Source organism: Pseudomonas sp. S3_B08, from assembly GCF_054667725.1.
Map to the genome: position 1 here is coordinate 5,907,496 of NZ_CP162750.1, position 19,996 is coordinate 5,927,491.

18 protein-coding genes are annotated in these 19,996 nt (G+C 60.1%); 10 read left to right on the plus strand and 8 right to left on the minus strand.

The genetic code is table 11. The annotated features are described in order from the left end of the window. Nucleotides 1-41: 41 nt before the first annotated feature. Nucleotides 42-977, plus strand: a complete 936-nt coding sequence (locus AB4N73_RS26530; protein WP_305382267.1) for a glutathione S-transferase family protein — start codon at nt 42-44, stop codon at nt 975-977. Nucleotides 978-1,093: 116 nt separating this feature from the next. Here AB4N73_RS26530 and AB4N73_RS26535 read toward each other — a convergent pair whose 3' ends face one another. Beyond that, nucleotides 1,094-1,444, minus strand: coding sequence for a glutaredoxin family protein (locus AB4N73_RS26535; RefSeq protein ID WP_122707164.1), 351 nt, complete (start codon nt 1,442-1,444; stop codon nt 1,094-1,096). Next, the gene (gene yejK / locus AB4N73_RS26540; protein WP_460142757.1) at nt 1,444-2,448 is read right to left on the minus strand and encodes a nucleoid-associated protein YejK; all 1,005 of its coding nucleotides are present in this window, start codon (nt 2,446-2,448) and stop codon (nt 1,444-1,446) included. The genes AB4N73_RS26535 and yejK overlap by 1 nt, the downstream gene beginning before the upstream one ends. Before the next feature lie 395 nt (nt 2,449-2,843). On the opposite strand from yejK, the gene AB4N73_RS26545 reads away from it, so the two are divergent. Then, nucleotides 2,844-3,125: an HU family DNA-binding protein gene (locus AB4N73_RS26545; protein WP_003221909.1), complete on the plus strand. Its 282-nt coding sequence runs from the start codon at nt 2,844-2,846 to the stop codon at nt 3,123-3,125. Nucleotides 3,126-3,319: 194 nt separating this feature from the next. Here the strand turns inward: AB4N73_RS26545 and rlmF are convergent, their stop codons facing one another. The 6 genes from rlmF to AB4N73_RS26575 form a co-directional block, all read right to left on the minus strand. Beyond that, nucleotides 3,320-4,339 (minus strand): 23S rRNA (adenine(1618)-N(6))-methyltransferase RlmF, encoded by a 1,020-nt coding sequence (rlmF, locus tag AB4N73_RS26550; protein ID WP_016771571.1) that lies wholly within the window; start codon nt 4,337-4,339, stop codon nt 3,320-3,322. 233 nt (nt 4,340-4,572) lie between these two features. Beyond that, nucleotides 4,573-7,419: a valine--tRNA ligase gene (locus AB4N73_RS26555; RefSeq protein ID WP_252887367.1), complete on the minus strand. Its 2,847-nt coding sequence runs from the start codon at nt 7,417-7,419 to the stop codon at nt 4,573-4,575. 119 nt (nt 7,420-7,538) lie between these two features. Next, complete coding sequence (locus AB4N73_RS26560) at nt 7,539-8,534, minus strand: IS110 family RNA-guided transposase (RefSeq protein WP_460066159.1); 996 nt, start codon at nt 8,532-8,534, stop codon at nt 7,539-7,541. A gap of 361 nt (nt 8,535-8,895) precedes the next feature. Next, nucleotides 8,896-9,282, minus strand: coding sequence for a hypothetical protein (locus AB4N73_RS26565; RefSeq protein ID WP_056783087.1), 387 nt, complete (start codon nt 9,280-9,282; stop codon nt 8,896-8,898). A gap of 8 nt (nt 9,283-9,290) precedes the next feature. Further along, the gene (locus AB4N73_RS26570) at nt 9,291-9,719 is read right to left on the minus strand and encodes a DNA polymerase III subunit chi (protein WP_252887368.1); all 429 of its coding nucleotides are present in this window, start codon (nt 9,717-9,719) and stop codon (nt 9,291-9,293) included. Between the two features lie 60 nt (nt 9,720-9,779). Beyond that, a complete protein-coding gene (locus AB4N73_RS26575) occupies nt 9,780-11,270 on the minus strand; it encodes a leucyl aminopeptidase (protein WP_150636214.1) in 1,491 nt (496 codons plus the stop codon). Between the two features lie 296 nt (nt 11,271-11,566). Here AB4N73_RS26575 and lptF point away from each other — a divergent pair, with 296 nt between their 5' ends. The 8 genes from lptF to pdxJ all read left to right on the plus strand — a co-directional run bounded on the left by lptF (nt 11,567) and on the right by pdxJ (nt 19,972). Next, nucleotides 11,567-12,688, plus strand: coding sequence for an LPS export ABC transporter permease LptF (gene lptF, locus AB4N73_RS26580; RefSeq protein WP_016771566.1), 1,122 nt, complete (start codon nt 11,567-11,569; stop codon nt 12,686-12,688). Next, on the plus strand, nt 12,681-13,742 hold the full coding sequence (gene lptG, locus AB4N73_RS26585; protein WP_150636216.1) for an LPS export ABC transporter permease LptG: 1,062 nt from the start codon (nt 12,681-12,683) through the stop codon (nt 13,740-13,742). The genes lptF and lptG overlap by 8 nt, the downstream gene beginning before the upstream one ends. Nucleotides 13,743-13,915: 173 nt before the next feature. Continuing rightward, nucleotides 13,916-15,712 carry a translation elongation factor 4 gene (gene lepA, locus AB4N73_RS26590; protein WP_016771564.1) on the plus strand — a complete coding sequence of 599 codons (1,797 nt, stop codon included), beginning with the start codon at nt 13,916-13,918 and terminating at the stop codon, nt 15,710-15,712. 9 nt (nt 15,713-15,721) lie between these two features. Beyond that, entirely contained in the window at nt 15,722-16,576 is an 855-nt protein-coding gene (gene lepB, locus AB4N73_RS26595) for a signal peptidase I (RefSeq protein WP_056783094.1), read from the plus strand. 169 nt (nt 16,577-16,745) lie between these two features. Continuing rightward, a complete protein-coding gene (gene rnc, locus AB4N73_RS26600; RefSeq protein WP_024011703.1) occupies nt 16,746-17,435 on the plus strand; it encodes a ribonuclease III in 690 nt (229 codons plus the stop codon). Then, nucleotides 17,428-18,330, plus strand: coding sequence for a GTPase Era (era, locus tag AB4N73_RS26605; protein WP_016771562.1), 903 nt, complete (start codon nt 17,428-17,430; stop codon nt 18,328-18,330). The genes rnc and era overlap by 8 nt, the downstream gene beginning before the upstream one ends. A gap of 166 nt (nt 18,331-18,496) precedes the next feature. Further along, nucleotides 18,497-19,186, plus strand: coding sequence for a DNA repair protein RecO (gene recO, locus AB4N73_RS26610; protein ID WP_016771561.1), 690 nt, complete (start codon nt 18,497-18,499; stop codon nt 19,184-19,186). Between the two features lie 39 nt (nt 19,187-19,225). Further along, the gene (gene pdxJ, locus AB4N73_RS26615; RefSeq protein ID WP_095180437.1) at nt 19,226-19,972 is read left to right on the plus strand and encodes a pyridoxine 5'-phosphate synthase; all 747 of its coding nucleotides are present in this window, start codon (nt 19,226-19,228) and stop codon (nt 19,970-19,972) included. Nucleotides 19,973-19,996 lie beyond the last annotated feature (24 nt).

Consider the following 19,996-nt stretch of genomic DNA (forward strand, 5'->3'; position numbering starts at 1 on the left):
CGCTAAGCTGCGGATTCACTTTTCCAGCGGCGGAGCCGAGCATGTCCGAGTTGATTCTGCACCATTACCCGACCTCTCCATTTGCCGAGAAGGCGCGCCTGCTGCTGGGCTTCAAAGGCCTGTCCTGGCGTTCGGTGCATATTTCCCCGGTGATGCCCAAGCCGGATCTGACGGCGTTGACCGGTGGCTACCGCAAGACCCCAGTGTTGCAGATCGGTGCTGACATTTATTGCGACACCGCACTGATCGCTCGACGCCTGGAACAGGAAAAAGCCCTGCCGGCGTTCTTTCCCGAAGGCCAGGAAATGACCAGCGCCAGTTTCGCGGCGTGGGCCGATTCGGTGGTGTTCCAGCACGCGGTGAGCCTGGTGTTCCAGCCAGAATCGGTAGCCGTGCGTTTCGGCAAATTGCCGCCGGAAGCGATCAAGGCCTTCCTGGCCGACCGCGCCGGGTTGTTCAGCGGTGGCAGCGCCACGCGTCTGTCCGCCGAGCAGGCCAAACATCAGTGGCCGACGATTATGGCGCGGCTGGAGCAACAGTTGCAGCGCGAGCAGGGCGACTTCCTCTTCGGCGAGCCATCGATTGCCGACTTCGCCCTGGCGCATCCGCTGTGGTTCCTCAAGGCGACCCACGTCACGGCGCCGCTGGTGGATGAATATCCGGCGGTTGCGGCGTGGCTGGGTCGGGTGCTGGGGTTCGGCCATGGCGCAGCGAGCGAGATGTCCTCTGCCGAGGCATTGGAGGTCGCGCGTAACGCGACGCCAGCGGCATTGCCGGATGAGCGGTTCGTTGATCCGAACGGCTTCAAGACGGGACAGCAAGTGGCAATTGCCGCTGTCGATTACGGCGTTGATCCGGTGGCAGGCGAGTTGTTGTTTGCTGGCAGTGAAGAGCTGATCATTCGCCGTGAAGACGAACGTGGCGGCGTGGTGCATGTGCACTTTCCGCGTTTTGGTTTCCGTATCGAAGCGCGCTGATTTATCAAGCAGCTGCAAAACCTGTGGGAGCGAGCCTGCTCGCGAAGACGATGGATCATTCAACATGGTTGTTGGCTGATGCAGCGCTTTCGCGAGCAGGCTCGCTCCCACATTGGTTATTTCAGGGCTGCAAGGATTTCGTCCGGATCGAACCCGCGAATCAACGTGCCGTTCACATCGATCAGCGGAATCCCGCGTCCACCCAATGCTTCATACGCCTTGCGCGCATCAGCATCTTTCTCGATATCGAACTCCTTGAACGGTATGCCCTTGCTGTCGAGAAAGCGTTTGGTCTGTTTGCAGTAGCCGCACCAGTCGGTGGCATAAAGCACGACATTGGCTTGCGCCCGGGTTTGCTGCGAGACCATCTGCGAGGGATTGAACACTCGCTCGATCTTGCCCCAGTTCTGATAAACCACGACCACCAGCAGCACCAGGGCGACTTTTTTCAGCACATTGCCGAGCATCAGTTACGCCGCTTCAGCTGGTCGGTCAGCGAAGTCGGCAGGCCTTTGATGATCAGGGTGCCGTTCTCTTCGTCGTACTCGATCTTCGACCCCAGCAGATGCGCTTCGAAGCTGATCGACAGGCCTTCGGCACGGCCGGTGAAGCGGCGGAATTGGTTGAGGGTACGTTTGTCCGCCGGGATCTCCGGCGACAGGCCGTAGTCCTTGTTGCGAATGTGATCGTAGAAGGCCTTCGGGCGTTCTTCGTCGATCAGTTCCGACAGCTCCTCAAGTCCCATCGGTTCGCCGAGCTTGGCCTGGCTGCTGGCGTAGTCGACCAGAGTCTTGGTTTTCTCGCGGGCCGAGTCTTCCGGCAGGTCTTCGCTCTCGACAAAGTCACTGAAGGCTTTGAGCAGGGTGCGGGTCTCGCCGGGGCCGTCGACGCCTTCCTGGCAGCCGATGAAGTCGCGGAAATATTCCGAGACCTTCTTGCCATTCTTGCCCTTGATGAACGAAATGTACTGTTTGGACTGCTTGTTGTTCTGCCACTCGGAAACGTTGATCCGCGCTGCCAGATGCAACTGGCCAAGGTCGAGATGGCGCGAAGGCGTTACGTCGAGCTCGTCGGTCACCGCCACGCCTTCGCTGTGGTGCAGCAGGGCGATCGCCAGGTAGTCAGTCATGCCTTGCTGATAGTGGGCGAACAGCACGTGGCCGCCCACCGACAGGTTGGATTCTTCCATCAGCTTCTGCAGATGCTCGACCGCCACTTTACTGAACGCGGTGAAGTCAAGGCCGCCGTCCATGTACTCCTTCAACCAGCCGCTGAACGGGAATGCGCCGGATTCCGGATGGAACAGGCCCCAGGCTTTGCCCTGTTTGGCGTTGTAGCTTTCGTTGAGGTCGGCGAGCATGTTTTCGATGGCGGCGGACTCGGCCAGTTCAGAGTCACGGGCGTGCAGAACTGCGGGCGTGCCGTCGGGTTTTTTGTCGATCAGGTGGACGATGCAATGACGGATCGGCATGGGCTTCTCGGCTGTTGGAAGGGAGGAGGGCAGGCTCCCCCGAAAAAGCGCTCAGTGTACCGCAACCACTGGTTTTGGCGCGGGTTGCAGGGCAAAACCGGGGCGCGCACCCGGCCTTAAGCGGTTTTTTACCGATTTAGCGCAATAAAGCTGACCAAATGGGTAGCTAGAGGCGGATATTTCCTTGTCGCTGTGCTAGTTTTGCCCGGTCTTACGCGAAGTCACTGCGTTAAGCGTGCATTCAGCATTTGTCAGGTCGAACCAAACCCTGATTTCGGCATCTATAACCCGACTCGTCGTGGTTATCGCCGAGGGTGCCAGATCCAGAAGATCGGGCTCGATGGCTGACACTGCACTCTGCAATCCATATGAATTTGATAGGGAAGGAACACTACATGGCTCTTACTAAAGACCAACTGATCGCCGACATCGCTGAAGCTATCGACGCGCCGAAAACCACCGCGCGTAACGCTCTGGACCAACTGGGCCAAATCGTTGCCGATCAGCTGGAAAACGGCGGCGAAATCACCTTGCCAGGCATCGGCAAGCTGAAAGTGACCGAGCGTCCTGCCCGCACCGGCCGTAACCCTTCGACTGGCGCTGCCATCGAAATCCCTGCAAAGAAAGTGATCAAGCTGGTTGTGGCCAAAGGCCTGACCGACGCTGTGAACAAGTAAGACGCAGCGATAAAAAAACCGTGCTTCGGAGTGATCCGGGGCACGGTTTTTTTGTGTCTGTGATTTAGCGACTGAATCGCAGTGCCAATGTGGGAGCGAGCCTGCTCGCGAAAGCGGTAGGTCAGTCGATATTGAAGCTGACTGACACGCCGCCTTCGCGAGCAGGCTCGCTCCCACAGGGGATCTGCTGTGTGTTAGCGAACCCAGCGCTCGCGTCGCCAGATCTGCTGCTCGGACTTGGTCTGGAAGGTCCAGGCAACAAAGCGGCTCTGCTTCTGGCCCTGCGACATCTCCACGACCTGGCTCTCCAGCACGCCAGCCTTCTTCAGTGCGGTCTCGATGGCCGGCAGGTTCGAGGCCTTCGATACCAGGGTGCTGAACCACAACACTTTGTGCTGGAAGTTCGCACTTTCGGCAATCAACTGCGTCACGAAGCGCGCTTCACCGCCTTCACACCACAGCTCCGCCGATTGCCCGCCGAAGTTCAGCACCGGCAGCTTGCGTTTCGGGTCGGCCTTGCCCAAGGCGCGCCACTTGCGCTCGCTGCCCTTGGTCGCTTCTTCCATCGAAGCGTGGAACGGCGGGTTGCACATGGTCAGGTCGAAACGCTCGCCCGGCTCCAGCAAGCCAATGAGGATGTGCTTGCGGTTTTCCTGCTGGCGCAGCTGGATCACTTTGCTCAGATCATTGGACTGCACGATGGCTCGCGCCGCCGCCACGGCTGTCGGGTCGATCTCCGAGCCGAGGAAGTGCCAGCGATATTCGCTGTTGCCGATCAGCGGATACACGCAGTTGGCGCCCATGCCGATATCCAGCACATTGACGATCGCGCCGCGCGGGACCTTGCCGTCGTTCATGCTCGCCAGCAGGTCGGCGAGAAAGTGCACATAGTCGGCACGCCCCGGAACCGGAGGGCAAAGATAGTCCGCCGGGATGTCCCAATGCTGGATGCCGTAGAACGCCTTGAGCAGCGCCCGATTGAACACACGTACCGCGTCGGGGCTGGCGAAGTCGATGCTTTCCTTGCCGTACGGGTTGGTGATCACGTACTTGGCCAGTTCCGGCGTGGTCTTGATCAGTGCCGGAAAGTCGTAACGACCCTGATGGCGATTGCGCGGATGCAGGCTGGCCTTCTCGCGCGGCTCGACGGCTTTGCTCGGGGACGCGGCGTCAGGCTTCTTGCGCGCAGGTTTGGGTGTGCGGGGGGCAGTCATGGGCGTGGTCGATTCGGGTATGGCTGAAAGTGGCGGGCATTGTCCCACATCTGAAGGCAACACCGTTCAAACTGTGGGAGCGAGCCTGCTCGCGAAGGCGGTTTCACATCCGGCAGATTTGTCGGCTGACACAGCGCTTTCGCGAGCAGGCTCGCTCCCACAGGGGACTCAAGGTTTTTCAGGAATAAAAAAGGGAGGCCACTTGGGCCTCCCTTTTTCAGTGCGATTTGCCGTTACAGGCTGGCAATCCGCGCATGCTGCTCGGCCAGCTTGCCCAGGGCTTGTTCGGCCTCGGCCAGTTTGGCGCGTTCCTTCTCGATGACTTCGGCCGGGGCCTTGTCGACGAATCCTGCGTTGGAAAGCTTGCCGCCAACCCGCTGGACTTCGCCCTGCAGACGCAGGATTTCCTTGTCCAGACGCGCCAGTTCGGCGCCCTTGTCGATCAGACCGGCCATCGGCACCAGCACTTCCATTTCGCCGACCAGTGCGGTGGCGGACAGCGGTGCTTCTTCGCCAGCGGCGAGTACGGTGATCGATTCCAGGCGCGCCAGCTTCTTCAGCAGCGCTTCGTTCTCGGTCAGGCGGCGCTGGTCTTCAGCGCTGACGTTCTTCAGGTAGATCGGCAGTGGCTTGCCCGGGCCGATGTTCATCTCGCCACGAATGTTGCGCGTGCCGAGCATCAGTTCCTTGAGCCATTCGATGTCGTTTTCCGCCGCCGGATCGATGCGCTCCTCGTTGGCCACCGGCCAAGGCTGCAGCATGATCGTTTTGCCCTGAATACCGGCCAGCGGCGCGATACGCTGCCAGATTTCTTCAGTGATAAACGGCATGAACGGATGCGCCAGACGCAGCGCCACTTCCAGCACGCGCACCAGCGTACGGCGAGTGCCGCGCTGACGTTCGACCGGCGCGTTCTCGTCCCACAGCACAGGCTTGGACAGTTCCAGATACCAGTCGCAGTACTGGTTCCAGATGAACTCGTACAGCGCTTGCGCGGCGAGGTCGAAACGGAACTGATCCAGTTGGCGGGTCACTTCGGCTTCGGTGCGTTGCAGCTGCGAGATGATCCAGCGATCAGCCAGCGACAGCTCGTAGGCTTCGCCGTTCTGGCCGCAGTCTTCGCCCTTGTCCAGAACGTAACGCGCGGCGTTCCAGATCTTGTTGCAGAAGTTGCGATAGCCTTCGACGCGACCCATGTCGAACTTGATGTCGCGACCGGTCGAGGCCAGCGAGCAGAACGTGAAGCGCAGGGCGTCGGTGCCGTAGCTTTCGATGCCGTTGGCGAACTCTTCGCGGGTGGCTTTCTCGATCTTCTTCGCCAGTTTCGGTTGCATCAGGCCCGAGGTGCGCTTCTGCACCAGGGTTTCCAGGTCGATGCCGTCGATGATGTCCAGCGGGTCAAGGACGTTGCCCTTGGACTTGGACATCTTCTGGCCTTGGCCGTCGCGCACCAGACCGTGTACGTAAACGGTCTTGAACGGAACCTGCGGCGTGCCGTCTTCGTTCTTCATCAGGTGCATGGTCATCATGATCATCCGGGCAACCCAGAAGAAGATGATGTCGAAACCGGTGACCAGCACGTCGGTGGAGTGGAATTTCTTCAGGAACTCGGTCTGCTCAGGCCAGCCCAGGGTCGAGAAGGTCCACAGGCCGGAACTGAACCAGGTGTCGAGTACGTCGTTGTCCTGTTGCAGCGCAACGTCCGGGCCGAGGTTGTGCTTGGCACGGACTTCGGCTTCGTCGCGACCGACGTAGACCTTGCCCGACTCGTCGTACCAGGCCGGAATCCGGTGGCCCCACCACAGCTGACGGCTGATGCACCAGTCCTGGATGTCGCGCATCCACGAGAAGTACATGTTTTCGTACTGCTTGGGCACGAACTGGATGCGACCGTCTTCAACGGCAGCAATCGCCGGCTCGGCCAGCGGCTTGGTCGATACGTACCACTGGTCGGTCAGCCACGGCTCGATGACCGTGCCGGAGCGATCGCCTTTCGGCGTTTTCAGATTGTGATCGTTGACACTCACCAGCAGGCCGGCGGCGTCGAACGCGGCAACGATCTGCTTGCGCGCTTCGAAACGTTCCAGGCCAGCGAACTCGGCCGGAATCTTGCCGTCGATGCTCTCGTTCAGCGTGCCGTCGAGGTTGAACACCTGAGCGGCAGGCAGCACGTTGGCGTTCTTGTCGAAGATGTTCAGCAGCGGCAGGTTGTGGCGCTTGCCGACTTCGTAGTCGTTGAAATCGTGGGCCGGGGTGATTTTCACGCAGCCGGTGCCGAATTCAGGGTCGCAATAATCGTCGGCGATGATCGGGATGCGGCGGCCAACCAGTGGCAGCTCGACGAATTTGCCGATCAGCGCTTTGTAGCGTTCGTCGTTCGGGTTAACCGCGACGGCGGAGTCACCGAGCATGGTTTCCGGACGGGTGGTGGCGACGATCAGGAAGTCATCGCCCTCGGCGGTTTTTACACCATCGGCCAATGGGTATTTCAGGTTCCACAGGAAGCCTTTCTCTTCGTGGTTTTCCACTTCGAGGTCGGAAATCGCCGTGTGCAGTTTGGTGTCCCAGTTGACCAGACGCTTGCCGCGGTAGATCAGGCCGTCTTCATGCAGGCGCACGAAAGCTTCCTTGACCGCTTCCGAGAGGCCGTCGTCCATGGTGAAGCGCTCGCGGCTCCAGTCGACGGACGAGCCGAGGCGACGGATCTGCCGGCTGATGTTGCCGCCGGACTGATCTTTCCATTCCCAGACTTTTTCGAGAAATTTTTCCCGGCCCAGATCGTGACGATTCTGGCCCTGGGCTTCGAGCTGACGCTCCACCAGCATCTGCGTGGCGATACCGGCATGGTCGGTGCCCGGTTGCCACAGGGTGTCGCGACCCTGCATGCGGCGGAAACGGATCAAGGCGTCCATGATCGCGTTGTTGAAACCGTGACCCATGTGCAGGCTGCCGGTGACGTTCGGCGGCGGGATCATGATGGTGTAGGACTCGCCCGCGCCTTGCGGGGCGAAGTAGTTCTCGGACTCCCAGGTCTTGTACCAGGAAGTTTCAATGGCGTGCGGCTGGTAGGTCTTATCCATGCGCGGCGGGACCCTATTGGCATTTATTCAGGAAAAGCCGGGAAGTATAGCGGGGCGTGGTGCCGAGGGCGAGCGGGGGAGGTCGGGCGGAGATCTAAATGTAGATACTCTGTTCACGGTCAAGCTTTTTGGGTGTGTTTATCGCTAAAAAGCTTGGCTGTACTGAAGTCTTCGCCTGCCCGCATGCAGGCCCATAGTCCGGTCAGGTATTTGCGCATGACTGCGACGATAGCCTGCATCTTCCTCTTTCCTCGAGCCACCAAGGCTTCGTAAAACGCTTTCACATTTGGGTCGCAACGTATGGCAGTCAGCGCAGGCATGTACATCGCTGATCGCAAATAGGCATTGCCGCCCTTACTTATCCGGCCGGGTTTATCAATGCTGGTGCCTGATTGCGTGAGTCGGACATCGAGTCCGGCATGGCGGCTGACCTGCGCTGACTTGAGCGTTACCGGTAAGGTCGTCAGTTCAGCCAGCGCCGCAAATACTGAGATCTCACCCATGCCAGGGGCGGCGATCATGTGGGCGAACTGGGCGCTCAACGTTGGGCAGTTGTCGATCAATGCACGACCCGCTAGTCGGAAACGCTCGATTCGTTTGTCAAAGGCGTTGATGGCTTCTTCTTCGTCCTCAATCAGCATCAGAAGAGTTGTTTGAGTGGCTTTTAGTGCATGCAGCTCGTTTTTGGCGCGGGTGCGATGACCCGTCAAACGATTGATGTGGCGACCGATAGCGCGCAGCTCAAGCTGTATTGAAGTGGGCGGCGTCCACAACCTTGGGCTCATGCGTTCGCCGTACTCAGCTAATAACTGGGCATCGATTGCGTCCGTTTTGCTGTTTTTCAGCATCAGCTTTGCAAAGTTGTGAAAACTCTTCGGATTGATAACCGAGACTGGCAAACCCGCCGCAGCTAGCTCCATGGCCAAGTCCAGATAGTAGATTCCTGTGGCTTCCATCACCACAGACATAGGCTTGAGCTCAAGTAACTTGCCGACAGCAGCTTTGCGACCCGCCGGTGTCTGGTCGATATTGCACTGACCTGCAAAGCGACCGCCATTGCGCCAGCCCATCGCTGTAGTACGAGACCCCACATCCAAACCGACGTGCATGTTCATGCTTTCAACTCCAAGAGAACTGAGTTAAAAATGCTTCCTGGTTCCCCTGACCTCGAACTTCATGCCACTGCAACCTTGTAATGCGAAGTCCGACTCGTCGGCTTCTCGATACTCTTCGTGGTGGGCAATGAGGCGGGGGGACCTCTCTACATGCAAGGTCAGGAGCAAGTCCTGCCTTAAGGAGCGATCGGTCTCCCCCAGAAACACATCTTCGTATGTCGCACCAGCGAGCTTAGATCTCATTCATGCTGGTGTGTGGGGAACATACAAGGAGCTGCCGAAGGCTGCGATCTTTTGATCTTGTTTTTTGTGAAAGCAAAGTCAAAAGATCGCAGCCTTCGGTAGCTCCTACACCAGCGGCTTATTCGTACTGGCTGAGCAGCCGCTCCATCCGCGCATCGAGGCGACGTTTGATTTCGGTTTCGATGTGCGGGGCGAAGTCGTCGATCACGTCTTGCATGATCAATTGCGCGGCGGCGCGCAGTTCGCTGTCCAGGTGCAGCAAGGCATCCGGGCCTTTATCGACCGGTGCGGCAGCCGGGGCAGCCGGCGGCGCTGGTGGCGGCTCGACGGCCGCCGGCTGATTGCCGACGGAATCGAACAGCATCGGAATCTGTTCCTGTTCGCCGTCATCGACCGTATCGGTCAACAGCGGCGGTTGCAGGTTGTCATCGCCGAGCAACTGGCGGATCGATTCGAGATCGTCCAGCAGGTGTGCGGATTTCTGTTGCGGTTTCGGAGTGTCCATTGGAATGCTCAGAGTCGCTGTAAACGGTGGTCTTGCAGAGAATAGCCCTGTTCGCGGTAGAAACGGAAACTCTCCCGCGCCGCTGCGCGGATGGTCGGATCTTCCACCACCACTTCCGCCACGCGGGCGAATTTGCTGGCGAAGGCCGGGACTTTCAGATCGAGATTGACCAGCAGATCCTGGTGCTCACCGCAGTCTGCCCCGTGTCCCAGCACGATCAAACCGTCGGGCTCACTGTCGGCAGGGCCGTGAGGCACGAAACTTTCGCCCTTGAATGCCCACAGACGCGCATCGATATCGTCACGTTGGGCCGCATCGCTGCAATGCAGGTAGATGCGATGGCCCATGCGCCAGGCTTTCTCGGTGAGCTTGCAGGCGAAATCCAGACGCGCTGAAGGATCGGCGCTGGGCAGGATATAGAAGTCGACTTTGGTCATTGCGGTTCCAGAGCGGCAAGCGGCGTCACCCGAAAGTGGCGCCGCCGCCCATCAGCGGTGTCAGGCTTTGGCGCGATCGAGCAGGTACTGGGTCAGCAGCGGAACCGGACGGCCAGTGGCGCCCTTGTCCTTGCCGCCGCTGGTCCATGCCGTGCCGGCGATGTCCAGGTGCGCCCAGTTGAGGTTCTTGGTGAAGCGCGACAGGAAGCAGGCGGCAGTGATGGTGCCGGCCTTCGGCCCGCCAATGTTGGCGATGTCGGCGAACGGGCTGTCCAGCTGCTCTTGATACTCGTCGAACAGCGGCAGTTGCCAGGCGCGGTCGTCGGCAGCCTTGCCGGCGCTGAGCAGTTGGTCGATCAGTTCGTCGTTGTTGCCCAGCAGGCCGGACGTGTGTGCGCCCAGGGCCACCACGCAAGCACCGGTCAGGGTGGCGATGTCGATCACCGCTTGTGGCTTGAAGCGCTCGGCGTAGGTCAGCGCATCGCACAGCACCAGACGGCCTTCGGCGTCGGTGTTGAGGATTTCCACGGTCTGGCCGCTCATGGTGGTGACGATGTCGCCCGGACGGGTCGCATTGCCGCTCGGCATGTTTTCGGCGCAGGCGAGGATGCACACCAGATTGATCGGCAGTTTCAGCTCAAGCACGGCGCGCAATGTGCCGAACACGGAGGCAGCGCCGCCCATGTCGTACTTCATCTCGTCCATGCCGGCGCCCGGCTTCAGGCTGATGCCGCCGGTGTCGAAGGTGATGCCCTTGCCGACCAGCGCGTATGGCTTCTCGGATTTCTTGCCACCGTTGTATTGCATGACGATCAGGCGCGGCGGCTGGGCGCTGCCCTGGCCCACTGCGTAGAACGAGCCCATGCCGAGGGATTTGATCTTCTTCTCGTCGAGGACTTCGACTTTCAGATCCTTGAACTCTTTGCCCAGATTCTTGGCCTGTTCGCCCATGAACGTCGGGTGGCAGATGTTCGGCGGCAGGTTGCCCAGATCGCGGGTGAAGGCCATGCCGTTGGCGATGGCGGTGGCGTGGTTCACGGCGCGCTGCACTTCGGCTTGCGCAGCCTTGATGGTCAGCAGGGTGATTTTCTTCAGCGCGCGCGGTTCGGCTTTCTGGCTCTTGAACTGGTCGAAGGTGTAGCCGCCGTCGACCAGGGTTTCCGCCAGCAGGCGGGTCTTGCCGTAGCTGTCGCGACCTTTGACGATGACTTCATCCAGCGCCAGCACGGCATCACCGCCGCCCAGGCCTTTGAGGGTGTTGAGGATGCCGGCAACGATTTTGCGGAACGGACGGTCGCCCAGTTCCTCGTCCTTGCCCACGCCGACCAGCAACACGCGCTCGGCTTTCAGGTTCGGCAGGCTGTGCAGCAGCAGGCTTTGACCGACCTTGCCGGCCAGGTCGCCACGCTTGAGCACGGCGCTGATCGCGCCGCCGCTCGACTCGTCGACCAGTCTGGCGGCGACACCGAGTTTGCGGCCTTCGCCGACGGCAACCACCAGGGTGGCGGTTTTCAACGTTTCTGGGCTAACGCTTTTTACAACCAGTTCCATGTCCGGATCCCTGAATGAATGGTCAACACGCAGGCGTTCGACGCTGTTCGCAGTCGCCTGCTTATAGATAGAAGAGGCGCAGGCCAAAGCCTGCGACAAGGGCCGCAGTTTGAACCTCGCTCCCCGCGCCTGACAACCCTCAGCAAAGGATTACAGCGATGGATGAGTGTGCGCAGTGACAGGCGCACCCAATCACAGGATAATGCCGCATCTTTTTTCGACCGCTCTGCATGGCGGGCCGGTCGATGTGTTTGCTTGTTTGGCCGCCTTAGCCTGACAACCCTGGAGTGTCTGGTTTGATCGTCTTCCGTTATCTGTCCCGCGAAGTCCTGTTGACCCTCAGCGCCGTAAGTGCCGTGCTGCTGGTCATCATCATGAGCGGTCGCTTCATCAAATACCTGGCGCAGGCTGCGGCCGGTCAGCTCGATCCGGGCTCGCTGTTCCTGATCATGGGCTTTCGTCTGCCGGGTTTCCTGCAACTGATTCTGCCGCTGGGCCTGTTCCTCGGGATCCTGCTGGCCTACGGTCGCCTGTACCTTGAAAGCGAAATGACCGTGCTCTCGGCCACTGGCATGAGCCAGCAGAAGCTGTTTCGCATGACCCTGTTTCCGGCGACGCTGGTGGCACTGGTGGTCGCGTGGCTGAGCCTCGGCCTGGCTCCGCAGGGCGCCAACCAGTTTCAGCTGCTGCTGAACAAGCAGGACGCACTGACCGAGTTCGATACCCTCGAGCCGGGCCGCTTCCAGGCCCTGCGTGATGGCACTCGGGTGACCTACACCGAAACCCTGAGCGACGATCGCGTCAATCTCGGCAGCGTGTTCATCTCGCAGAAGAACCTCGGTGCCGATAAGAAGGACCGCGGGATTTCCGTACTGGTGGCCGAGTCGGGCCGTCAGGAAATCCGCCCCGATGGCAATCGCTACCTGATTCTCGACAACGGCTATCGTTATGACGGCAGCCCCGGGCAGGCCGATTACCGCGCCATTCATTACGAAACCTACGGCGTGCTGCTGCCCAAGCCGGACGTCAGCGAAGAAGTCACCGACCGTGACGCGATGCCGACCTCGTCCCTGTGGGGCAGCGACGACATTCGTTCGAAAACCGAACTGCAATGGCGCATGTCGCTGCCGTTGCTGGTGTTCATCGTGACCCTGATGGCGGTGCCGCTGTCGCGGGTGAATCCGCGTCAGGGGCGTTTCCTCAAGCTGCTGCCGGCGATTCTTCTTTATATGGCTTACCTGACCATCCTGATTGCCGCTCGCGGCGCCCTTGAAAAAGGCAAGATCCCGCCGGCCCTCGGCCTGTGGTGGGTGCACGCGATCTTCCTGGTGATCGGCCTCGGCCTGCTGTATTGGGAGCCGCTGCGCCTGAAACTGGCCAGCCGTCGCAGCGCTGCGCTGGAGGTGGCCCGTGGTTAAACTCGACCGCTACATCGGCAGCAGCGTGTTCATGGCGATCATCGCCGTGCTGGCGATCATCCTCGGCCTGGCGACGCTGTTTGCCTTCATCGATGAAATGGGCGACGTCAGCGACACCTACACCCTGGTCGACGTGCTCGGTTTTGTATTGCTGACCGCACCGCGCCGGCTGTATGAAATGTTGCCGATGGCCGCATTGATCGGCTGCCTGATCGGTCTCGGCAGTCTGGCCAGCAGCAGTGAGCTGACGGTCATGCGCGCTGCTGGCGTGTCGATCGGCCGTATCGTCTGGGCTGTGATGAAGCCGATGCTGGTGCTGATGCTCGCCGGCGTGCTGATCGGCGAATACGTCGCCCCGGCCACCGAAAGCATGGCCCAGGCCAATCGCTCGCTGGCCCAGGGCAGCGGCGATGCGCAAAGCGCCAAGCACGGTATGTGGCACCGTCAGGGTGAAGAATTCATCCACATCAACGCGGTTCAGCCGAACGGTCTGTTGTACGGCGTGACGCGCTATCACTTCGACAAGGAGCGCCATCTGCTCAGCTCCAGCTTCGCCAAGAAGGCCGAGTTCGACGGCAGCAAGTGGCAGCTCACCGACGTTGCCACCACGCTGTTCCATGAGCGCAGTACTGAAGTGGTCAACAGTCCGAGCGAGGAGTGGGACGTGGCGTTGAGCCCGCAGCTGCTCAGCACCGTGGTGATGGCGCCGGAATCGCTGTCGATCAGCGGTCTGTGGGGCTACATCCACTATCTGGCCGAGCAGGGCCTGAGCAACGGCCGTTACTGGCTGGCATTTTGGGTCAAGGTGTTGCAGCCGCTGGTGACTGCCGCGCTGGTGCTGATGGCGATCTCGTTCATCTTCGGTCCACTGCGTTCGGTGACCCTCGGTCAGCGGGTTTTCACCGGCGTGCTGGTGGGCTTCACCTTCCGCATCGTCCAGGATCTGCTGGGGCCATCGAGTCTGGTATTCGGTTTCTCGCCGCTGTTTGCGGTGTTGGTGCCGGCCGGCGTGTGTGCGCTGGCGGGCGTCTGGCTGCTCAGGCGAGCGGGCTGATGAACAAGCTTTCATTCAGCGCTTGAGCCCTGAAAACGCCTCGGTCGCCAGACCGGGGCGTTTTTGCATGCGATCCGGGTGACAGGCGAACGTGACGCTTGCGCCGTGTATCAGGTACAATTCCCGGCTATTTTTCGGCGGGCCAAGCCTGCAGCCTTTTTGAGTGTTGATCCGTGAGTGATTTGAGTCATATCCGCAATTTCTCCATCATCGCCCACATTGACCATGGCAAGTCGACGCTGGCTGACCGTTTCATCCAGATGTGCGGCGGCCTGGCCGAGCGTGAAATGGAAGCCCAGGTACTGGATTCCATGGATCTTGAGCGTGAACGCGGGATCACCATCAAGGCCCATAGCGTCACCCTCTATTACAAAGCCAAAGACGGCATCACCTACCAGCTGAACTTCATTGACACCCCGGGCCACGTCGACTTCACCTACGAAGTCAGCCGTTCCCTGGCGGCGTGCGAAGGTGCCTTGCTGGTGGTCGACGCGGGGCAGGGCGTAGAAGCCCAGTCCGTGGCCAACTGCTACACCGCCATCGAGCAGGGCCTGGAGGTCATGCCGGTACTGAACAAGATCGACCTGCCACAGGCCGAGCCGGATCGCGTCAAGGACGAGATCGAGAAGATCATCGGCATCGACGCAACCGACGCCGTTACTTGCAGCGCCAAGACCGGCCTGGGTGTCGACGAAGTGCTCGAGCGTCTGGTGCACACCATTCCTGCGCCGACCGGCAACATCGAAGATCCGCTGCAAGCGTTGATCATCGACTCCTGGTTCGACAACTACCTGGGCGTTGTTTCCCTGGTACGCGTGCGCCACGGCCGTGTGAAGAAGGGCGACAAGATTCTGGTCAAGTCCACCGGCAAGGTGCACCTGGTCGACAGCGTCGGCGTGTTCAACCCGAAACACACCGCCACCGTTGATCTGAAGGCCGGCGAAGTGGGCTTCATCATCGCCAGCATCAAGGACATTCACGGTGCACCGGTCGGTGACACCCTGACCCTGAGCTCCACCCCTGATGTGCCGGTGCTGCCGGGCTTCAAACGCATTCAGCCACAGGTTTACGCCGGTCTGTTCCCGGTCAGTTCCGACGACTTCGAGGATTTCCGCGAAGCGCTGCAGAAGCTGACCCTGAACGACTCGTCGCTGCAGTACACCCCGGAAAGCTCCGACGCCCTGGGCTTTGGCTTCCGTTGCGGCTTCCTCGGCATGCTGCACATGGAAATCATCCAGGAGCGCCTCGAGCGCGAATACGACCTGGACCTGATCACCACCGCGCCGACAGTAATTTTCGAACTGGTGTTGAAAACCGGTGAAACGATTTACGTCGACAACCCGTCGAAGCTTCCGGATGTGTCGGCGATCGAGGACATGCGCGAGCCAATCGTGCGCGCCAATATCCTCGTGCCGCAGGAACACCTGGGCAACGTCATCACCCTGTGCATCGAGAAACGCGGCGTTCAGGTCGACATGCTGTTCCTCGGCAATCAGGTGCAAGTCACCTACGACCTGCCGATGAACGAAGTGGTCCTGGACTTCTTCGACCGTCTCAAATCCACCAGCCGCGGCTATGCTTCGCTGGACTACCATTTCGATCGTTACCAATCGGCTAATCTGGTGAAACTGGACGTGCTGATCAACGGCGACAAGGTCGATGCCCTGGCATTGATCGTGCACCGTGACAATTCGCACTTCAAGGGTCGCCAGTTGACCGAGAAGATGAAAGAACTGATTCCTCGTCAGATGTTCGACGTGGCGATTCAGGCCGCCATCGGTGGTCAGATCGTGGCCCGGACAACCGTCAAGGCGCTCAGAAAGAACGTATTGGCCAAATGCTACGGCGGTGACGTCAGTCGTAAGAAGAAGCTGCTCGAGAAGCAGAAGGCCGGTAAGAAACGCATGAAACAGGTCGGCAACGTGGAAATTCCACAGGAAGCCTTCCTCGCCGTGCTCAGGTTGGAATAATCAGGTCCTATGTCGCTAAATTTCCCGCTGTTGCTGGTCATCGCCGTGTTCGTCTGCGGCCTGTTGGCGTTGATTGATCTGCTGTTCCTGGCACCGCGTCGGCGGGCTGCCATTGCCTCTTATCAAGGCAGTGTCAGCCAACCCGAGCCTGTGGTGGTCGAGAAGCTGAACAAAGAGCCGCTGCTGGTTGAATACGGCAAGTCGTTCTTTCCGGTGCTGTTCATCGTGCTGGTGCTGCGTTCGTTCCTGGTGGAGCCGTTCCAGATTCCGTCCGGCTCGATGAAACCGACGCTGGACGTCGGCGACTTCATTCTGGTGAACAAGTTTTCCTACGGCATCCGTCTGCCGGTGATCGACAAGAAGATCATCGAAGTCGGTGACCCGCAGCGCGGCGATGTGATGGTGTTCCGCTACCCGAGCGACCCGAACGTCAACTACATCAAGCGTGTGGTCGGCCTGCCGGGTGACACGGTGCGTTACACCGCCGACAAGCGTCTGTTCGTCAACGGTGAGTCGATCGCCGAGAAGATGGCCGGCGCCGAAGCAGGTTCGCTGGGCAGCGCGGAGCTCTATCAGGAAAAACTCGGCGCAGCCGAGCACCTGATCCGCAAGGAAATGAGCCGTTACCGCGCCACTCCGGATCGTTCGTGGACGGTGCCTGCCGGGCACTACTTCATGATGGGCGACAACCGCGACAATTCGAACGACAGCCGCTACTGGGATGATCCGAACATTCCCAAGGATCTGCTGGGCATGGTTCCCGACAAGAATATTGTCGGCAAGGCCTTCGCGGTCTGGATGAGCTGGCCAGAGCCGAAACTCAGCCACCTGCCGAATTTCTCGCGGGTCGGCCTGATCAAGTAATCAAACACGGCGCTGTTGACCACAGCGCCGAATGCATTTCTGGAGCCGGCACAATCGGCTTCGCAATCGCCAGGATCTATTTTTTGAACACAGCGTTAATTGTCCCAGGCCTGCGCCGTACCCCGGCGATGGCAGTGGAAACCAGCCACGAACTCAGCGTGGGTAAACCGTGAGCGTTTCTCTAAGCCGTCTCGAGCGCCAGCTCGGCTACACCTTCAAGGACCAGGAGCTGATGCTGCTGGCCCTCACGCACCGCAGTTTTGCCGGGCGCAACAACGAGCGTCTGGAATTCCTCGGTGATGCCATCCTCAACTTCGTCGCTGGCGAGGCGCTGTTCGATCGCTTCCCGCTGGCCCGCGAAGGTCAGTTGTCGCGTTTGCGCGCACGGCTGGTAAAAGGTGAGACGCTGGCCGTACTGGCTCGCGGTTTCGACCTCGGTGATTATCTGCGCCTGGGTTCAGGTGAACTGAAGAGCGGTGGTTTCCGCCGTGAATCGATTCTCGCCGATGCCCTCGAAGCTCTGATCGGTGCGATCTACCTCGATGCCGGCATGGACGTCGCCCGCGAGCGCGTACTGGCGTGGCTGGCCGGCGAATTCGAAGGCCTGACGCTGGTCGACACCAACAAGGATCCGAAAACCCGCTTGCAGGAACACCTGCAATCGCGCGGTTGCGAACTGCCACGCTACGAAGTGGTGGATATTCAGGGCGAACCGCACTGCCGTACCTTCTTCGTCGAGTGCGAAGTGGTCTTACTGAATGAAAAAAGCCGAGGTCAGGGTGTGAGCCGTCGTATTGCCGAACAGGTAGCGGCCGCCGCAGCACTGATTGCCCTGGGCGTGGAGAATGGCAATGACTGATACAAACGCAACTCGCTGTGGCTACGTTGCCATCGTCGGCCGTCCCAACGTCGGCAAGTCGACGCTGCTCAACCACATCCTCGGGCAGAAGCTCGCGATCACCTCGCGCAAGCCGCAGACTACCCGCCACAACATGCTCGGGATCAAGACCGAGGGCGACGTCCAAGCGATCTACGTCGACACTCCGGGCATGCACAAGGGTGGCGAAAAGGCCCTGAACCGTTACATGAACAAAACCGCTTCGGCGGCGTTGAAAGACGTCGACGTGGTGATCTTCGTCGTCGACCGCACCAAGTGGACCGACGAAGATCAGATGGTGCTCGAGCGTGTGCAATACGTGACCGGCCCGCTGATCGTCGCGCTGAACAAGACCGATCGCATCGAAGACAAAGCCGAGCTGATGCCGCACCTGAGCTGGTTGCAGGAACAGCTGCCAAATGCGCAGATCATTCCGATTTCCGCGCAGCACGGGCACAACCTCGAAGCGCTGGAAAAGGTCATCGCCGATCACCTGCCGGAGAATGATCACTTCTTCCCGGAAGACCAGATCACCGACCGCAGCAGCCGTTTCCTTGCCGCCGAACTGGTGCGCGAGAAAATCATGCGCCAGATGGGTGCCGAGCTGCCGTACCAGATCACCGTCGAAATCGAAGAATTCAAGCAGCAGGGCAAGACCCTGCACATCCACGCGCTGATTCTCGTCGAGCGTGACGGCCAGAAGAAAATCATCATTGGCGACAAGGGCGAGCGCATCAAGCGCATCGGCACCGAAGCGCGCAAGGACATGGAGCTGCTGTTCGACTCCAAGATCATGCTCAACCTGTGGGTCAAGGTGAAGGGCGGCTGGTCCGATGACGAGCGCGCGCTGCGTTCGCTGGGTTATGGCGATCTGTAAGTAGCGATCTCGAAAACACCGCTACTCACTGTGGGAGCGAGCCTGCTCGCGAAGAGGATGTAACATTCAGCATTGATGTTGACTGTCACTCCGCTTTCGCGAGCAGGCTCGCTCCCACAGTGGTTTTGGGTTGTATGTAAAACCGCGTTTCTTCATCGAGAACTCAATGTCGCAAAACCCGCCTCCCGCCCAACCCGCCTATGTCCTGCATTCGCGCGCCTATCGCGAAACCAGCGCACTGGTCGATTTCCTCACGCCGCAAGGTCGGCTGCGGGCGGTGTTGCGCAGCGCGCGGGGCAAGGCCGGGACGCTGGCGCGGCCGTTCGTGGCGCTGGAGGTCGAGTTCCGTGGCAAGGGCGAGCTGAAGAATGTCGGGCGCATGGAGAGCTCCGGCACCTCCGCCTGGCTCAATGGCGAGGCGCTGTTCAGCGGCCTCTATCTCAACGAGCTGTTGATTCGGCTGTTGCCTGCCGAGGATCCGCATCCTGCAGTATTTGATCATTACGCCGCGACCTTGCTGGCGCTGGCCGAAGGTCGACCGCTGGAGCCATTGTTGCGCTCCTTTGAATGGCGTCTGCTGGATGATCTCGGCTACGGCTTCTCCATGAACACCGATATGCACGGCGAGCCTGTCGCGCCTGACGGTCTCTATCGCCTGCAAGTCGATGCCGGTCTCGAAAGGGTGTATCTGCTGCAGCCAGGCCTGTTCAACGGTACCGAGCTGCTGGCCATGGCCGAAGCCGACTGGTCGGCGCCCGGTGCGCTGTCGGCGGCCAAGCGTCTGATGCGCCAGGCGCTGGCGGTGCATTTGGGCGGGCGTCCGCTTGTCAGTCGCGAGCTGTTTCGCAAGCCCTGATATGCTGTGCGCCGAATCTCTCAATTCAGGAGCGCATCCGTGACCAGCAGCAATCGCATTCTTCTCGGCGTGAACATCGACCACGTCGCCACCCTGCGGCAGGCCCGTGGCACGCGCTACCCGGATCCGGTCAAAGCGGCGCTGGATGCAGAAGAGGCGGGCGCCGATGGCATCACCGTGCACCTGCGCGAAGACCGCCGTCACATCCAGGAGCGCGACGTGTTGCTGCTCAAGGATGTGCTGCAAACCCGCATGAACTTCGAAATGGGCGTCACCGAAGAAATGATGGCGTTCGCCGAGCGCATTCGCCCGGCGCATATCTGCCTGGTCCCGGAAACCCGTCAGGAACTGACTACCGAAGGTGGTCTGGATGTAGCGGGGCAGGAGGAGCGCATCAGGGCTGCGGTCGAGCGTTTGTCGAAGATCGGCAGCGAAGTGTCGCTGTTCATCGACGCCGACGAGCGCCAGATCGCCGCCTCCAAGCGCATCGGTGCACCGGCCATCGAGCTGCACACCGGGCGCTACGCCGATGCCGAAACTCCCACCGAAGTGGCTGAAGAGCTCAAACGCGTCGCTGATGGCGTGGCGTTTGGACTGGCGCAGGGCCTGATCGTCAATGCCGGGCACGGCCTGCATTACCACAACGTCGAGGCCGTGGCGGCGATCAAAGGCATCAACGAACTGAACATCGGCCACGCGCTGGTGGCGCATGCGTTGTTCGTGGGCTTCAAATCTGCTGTGTCGGAAATGAAAGCGCTGATCCTGGCTGCTGCTCTAAAGGGCTAAGATCAAAAGATCGCAGCCTTCGGC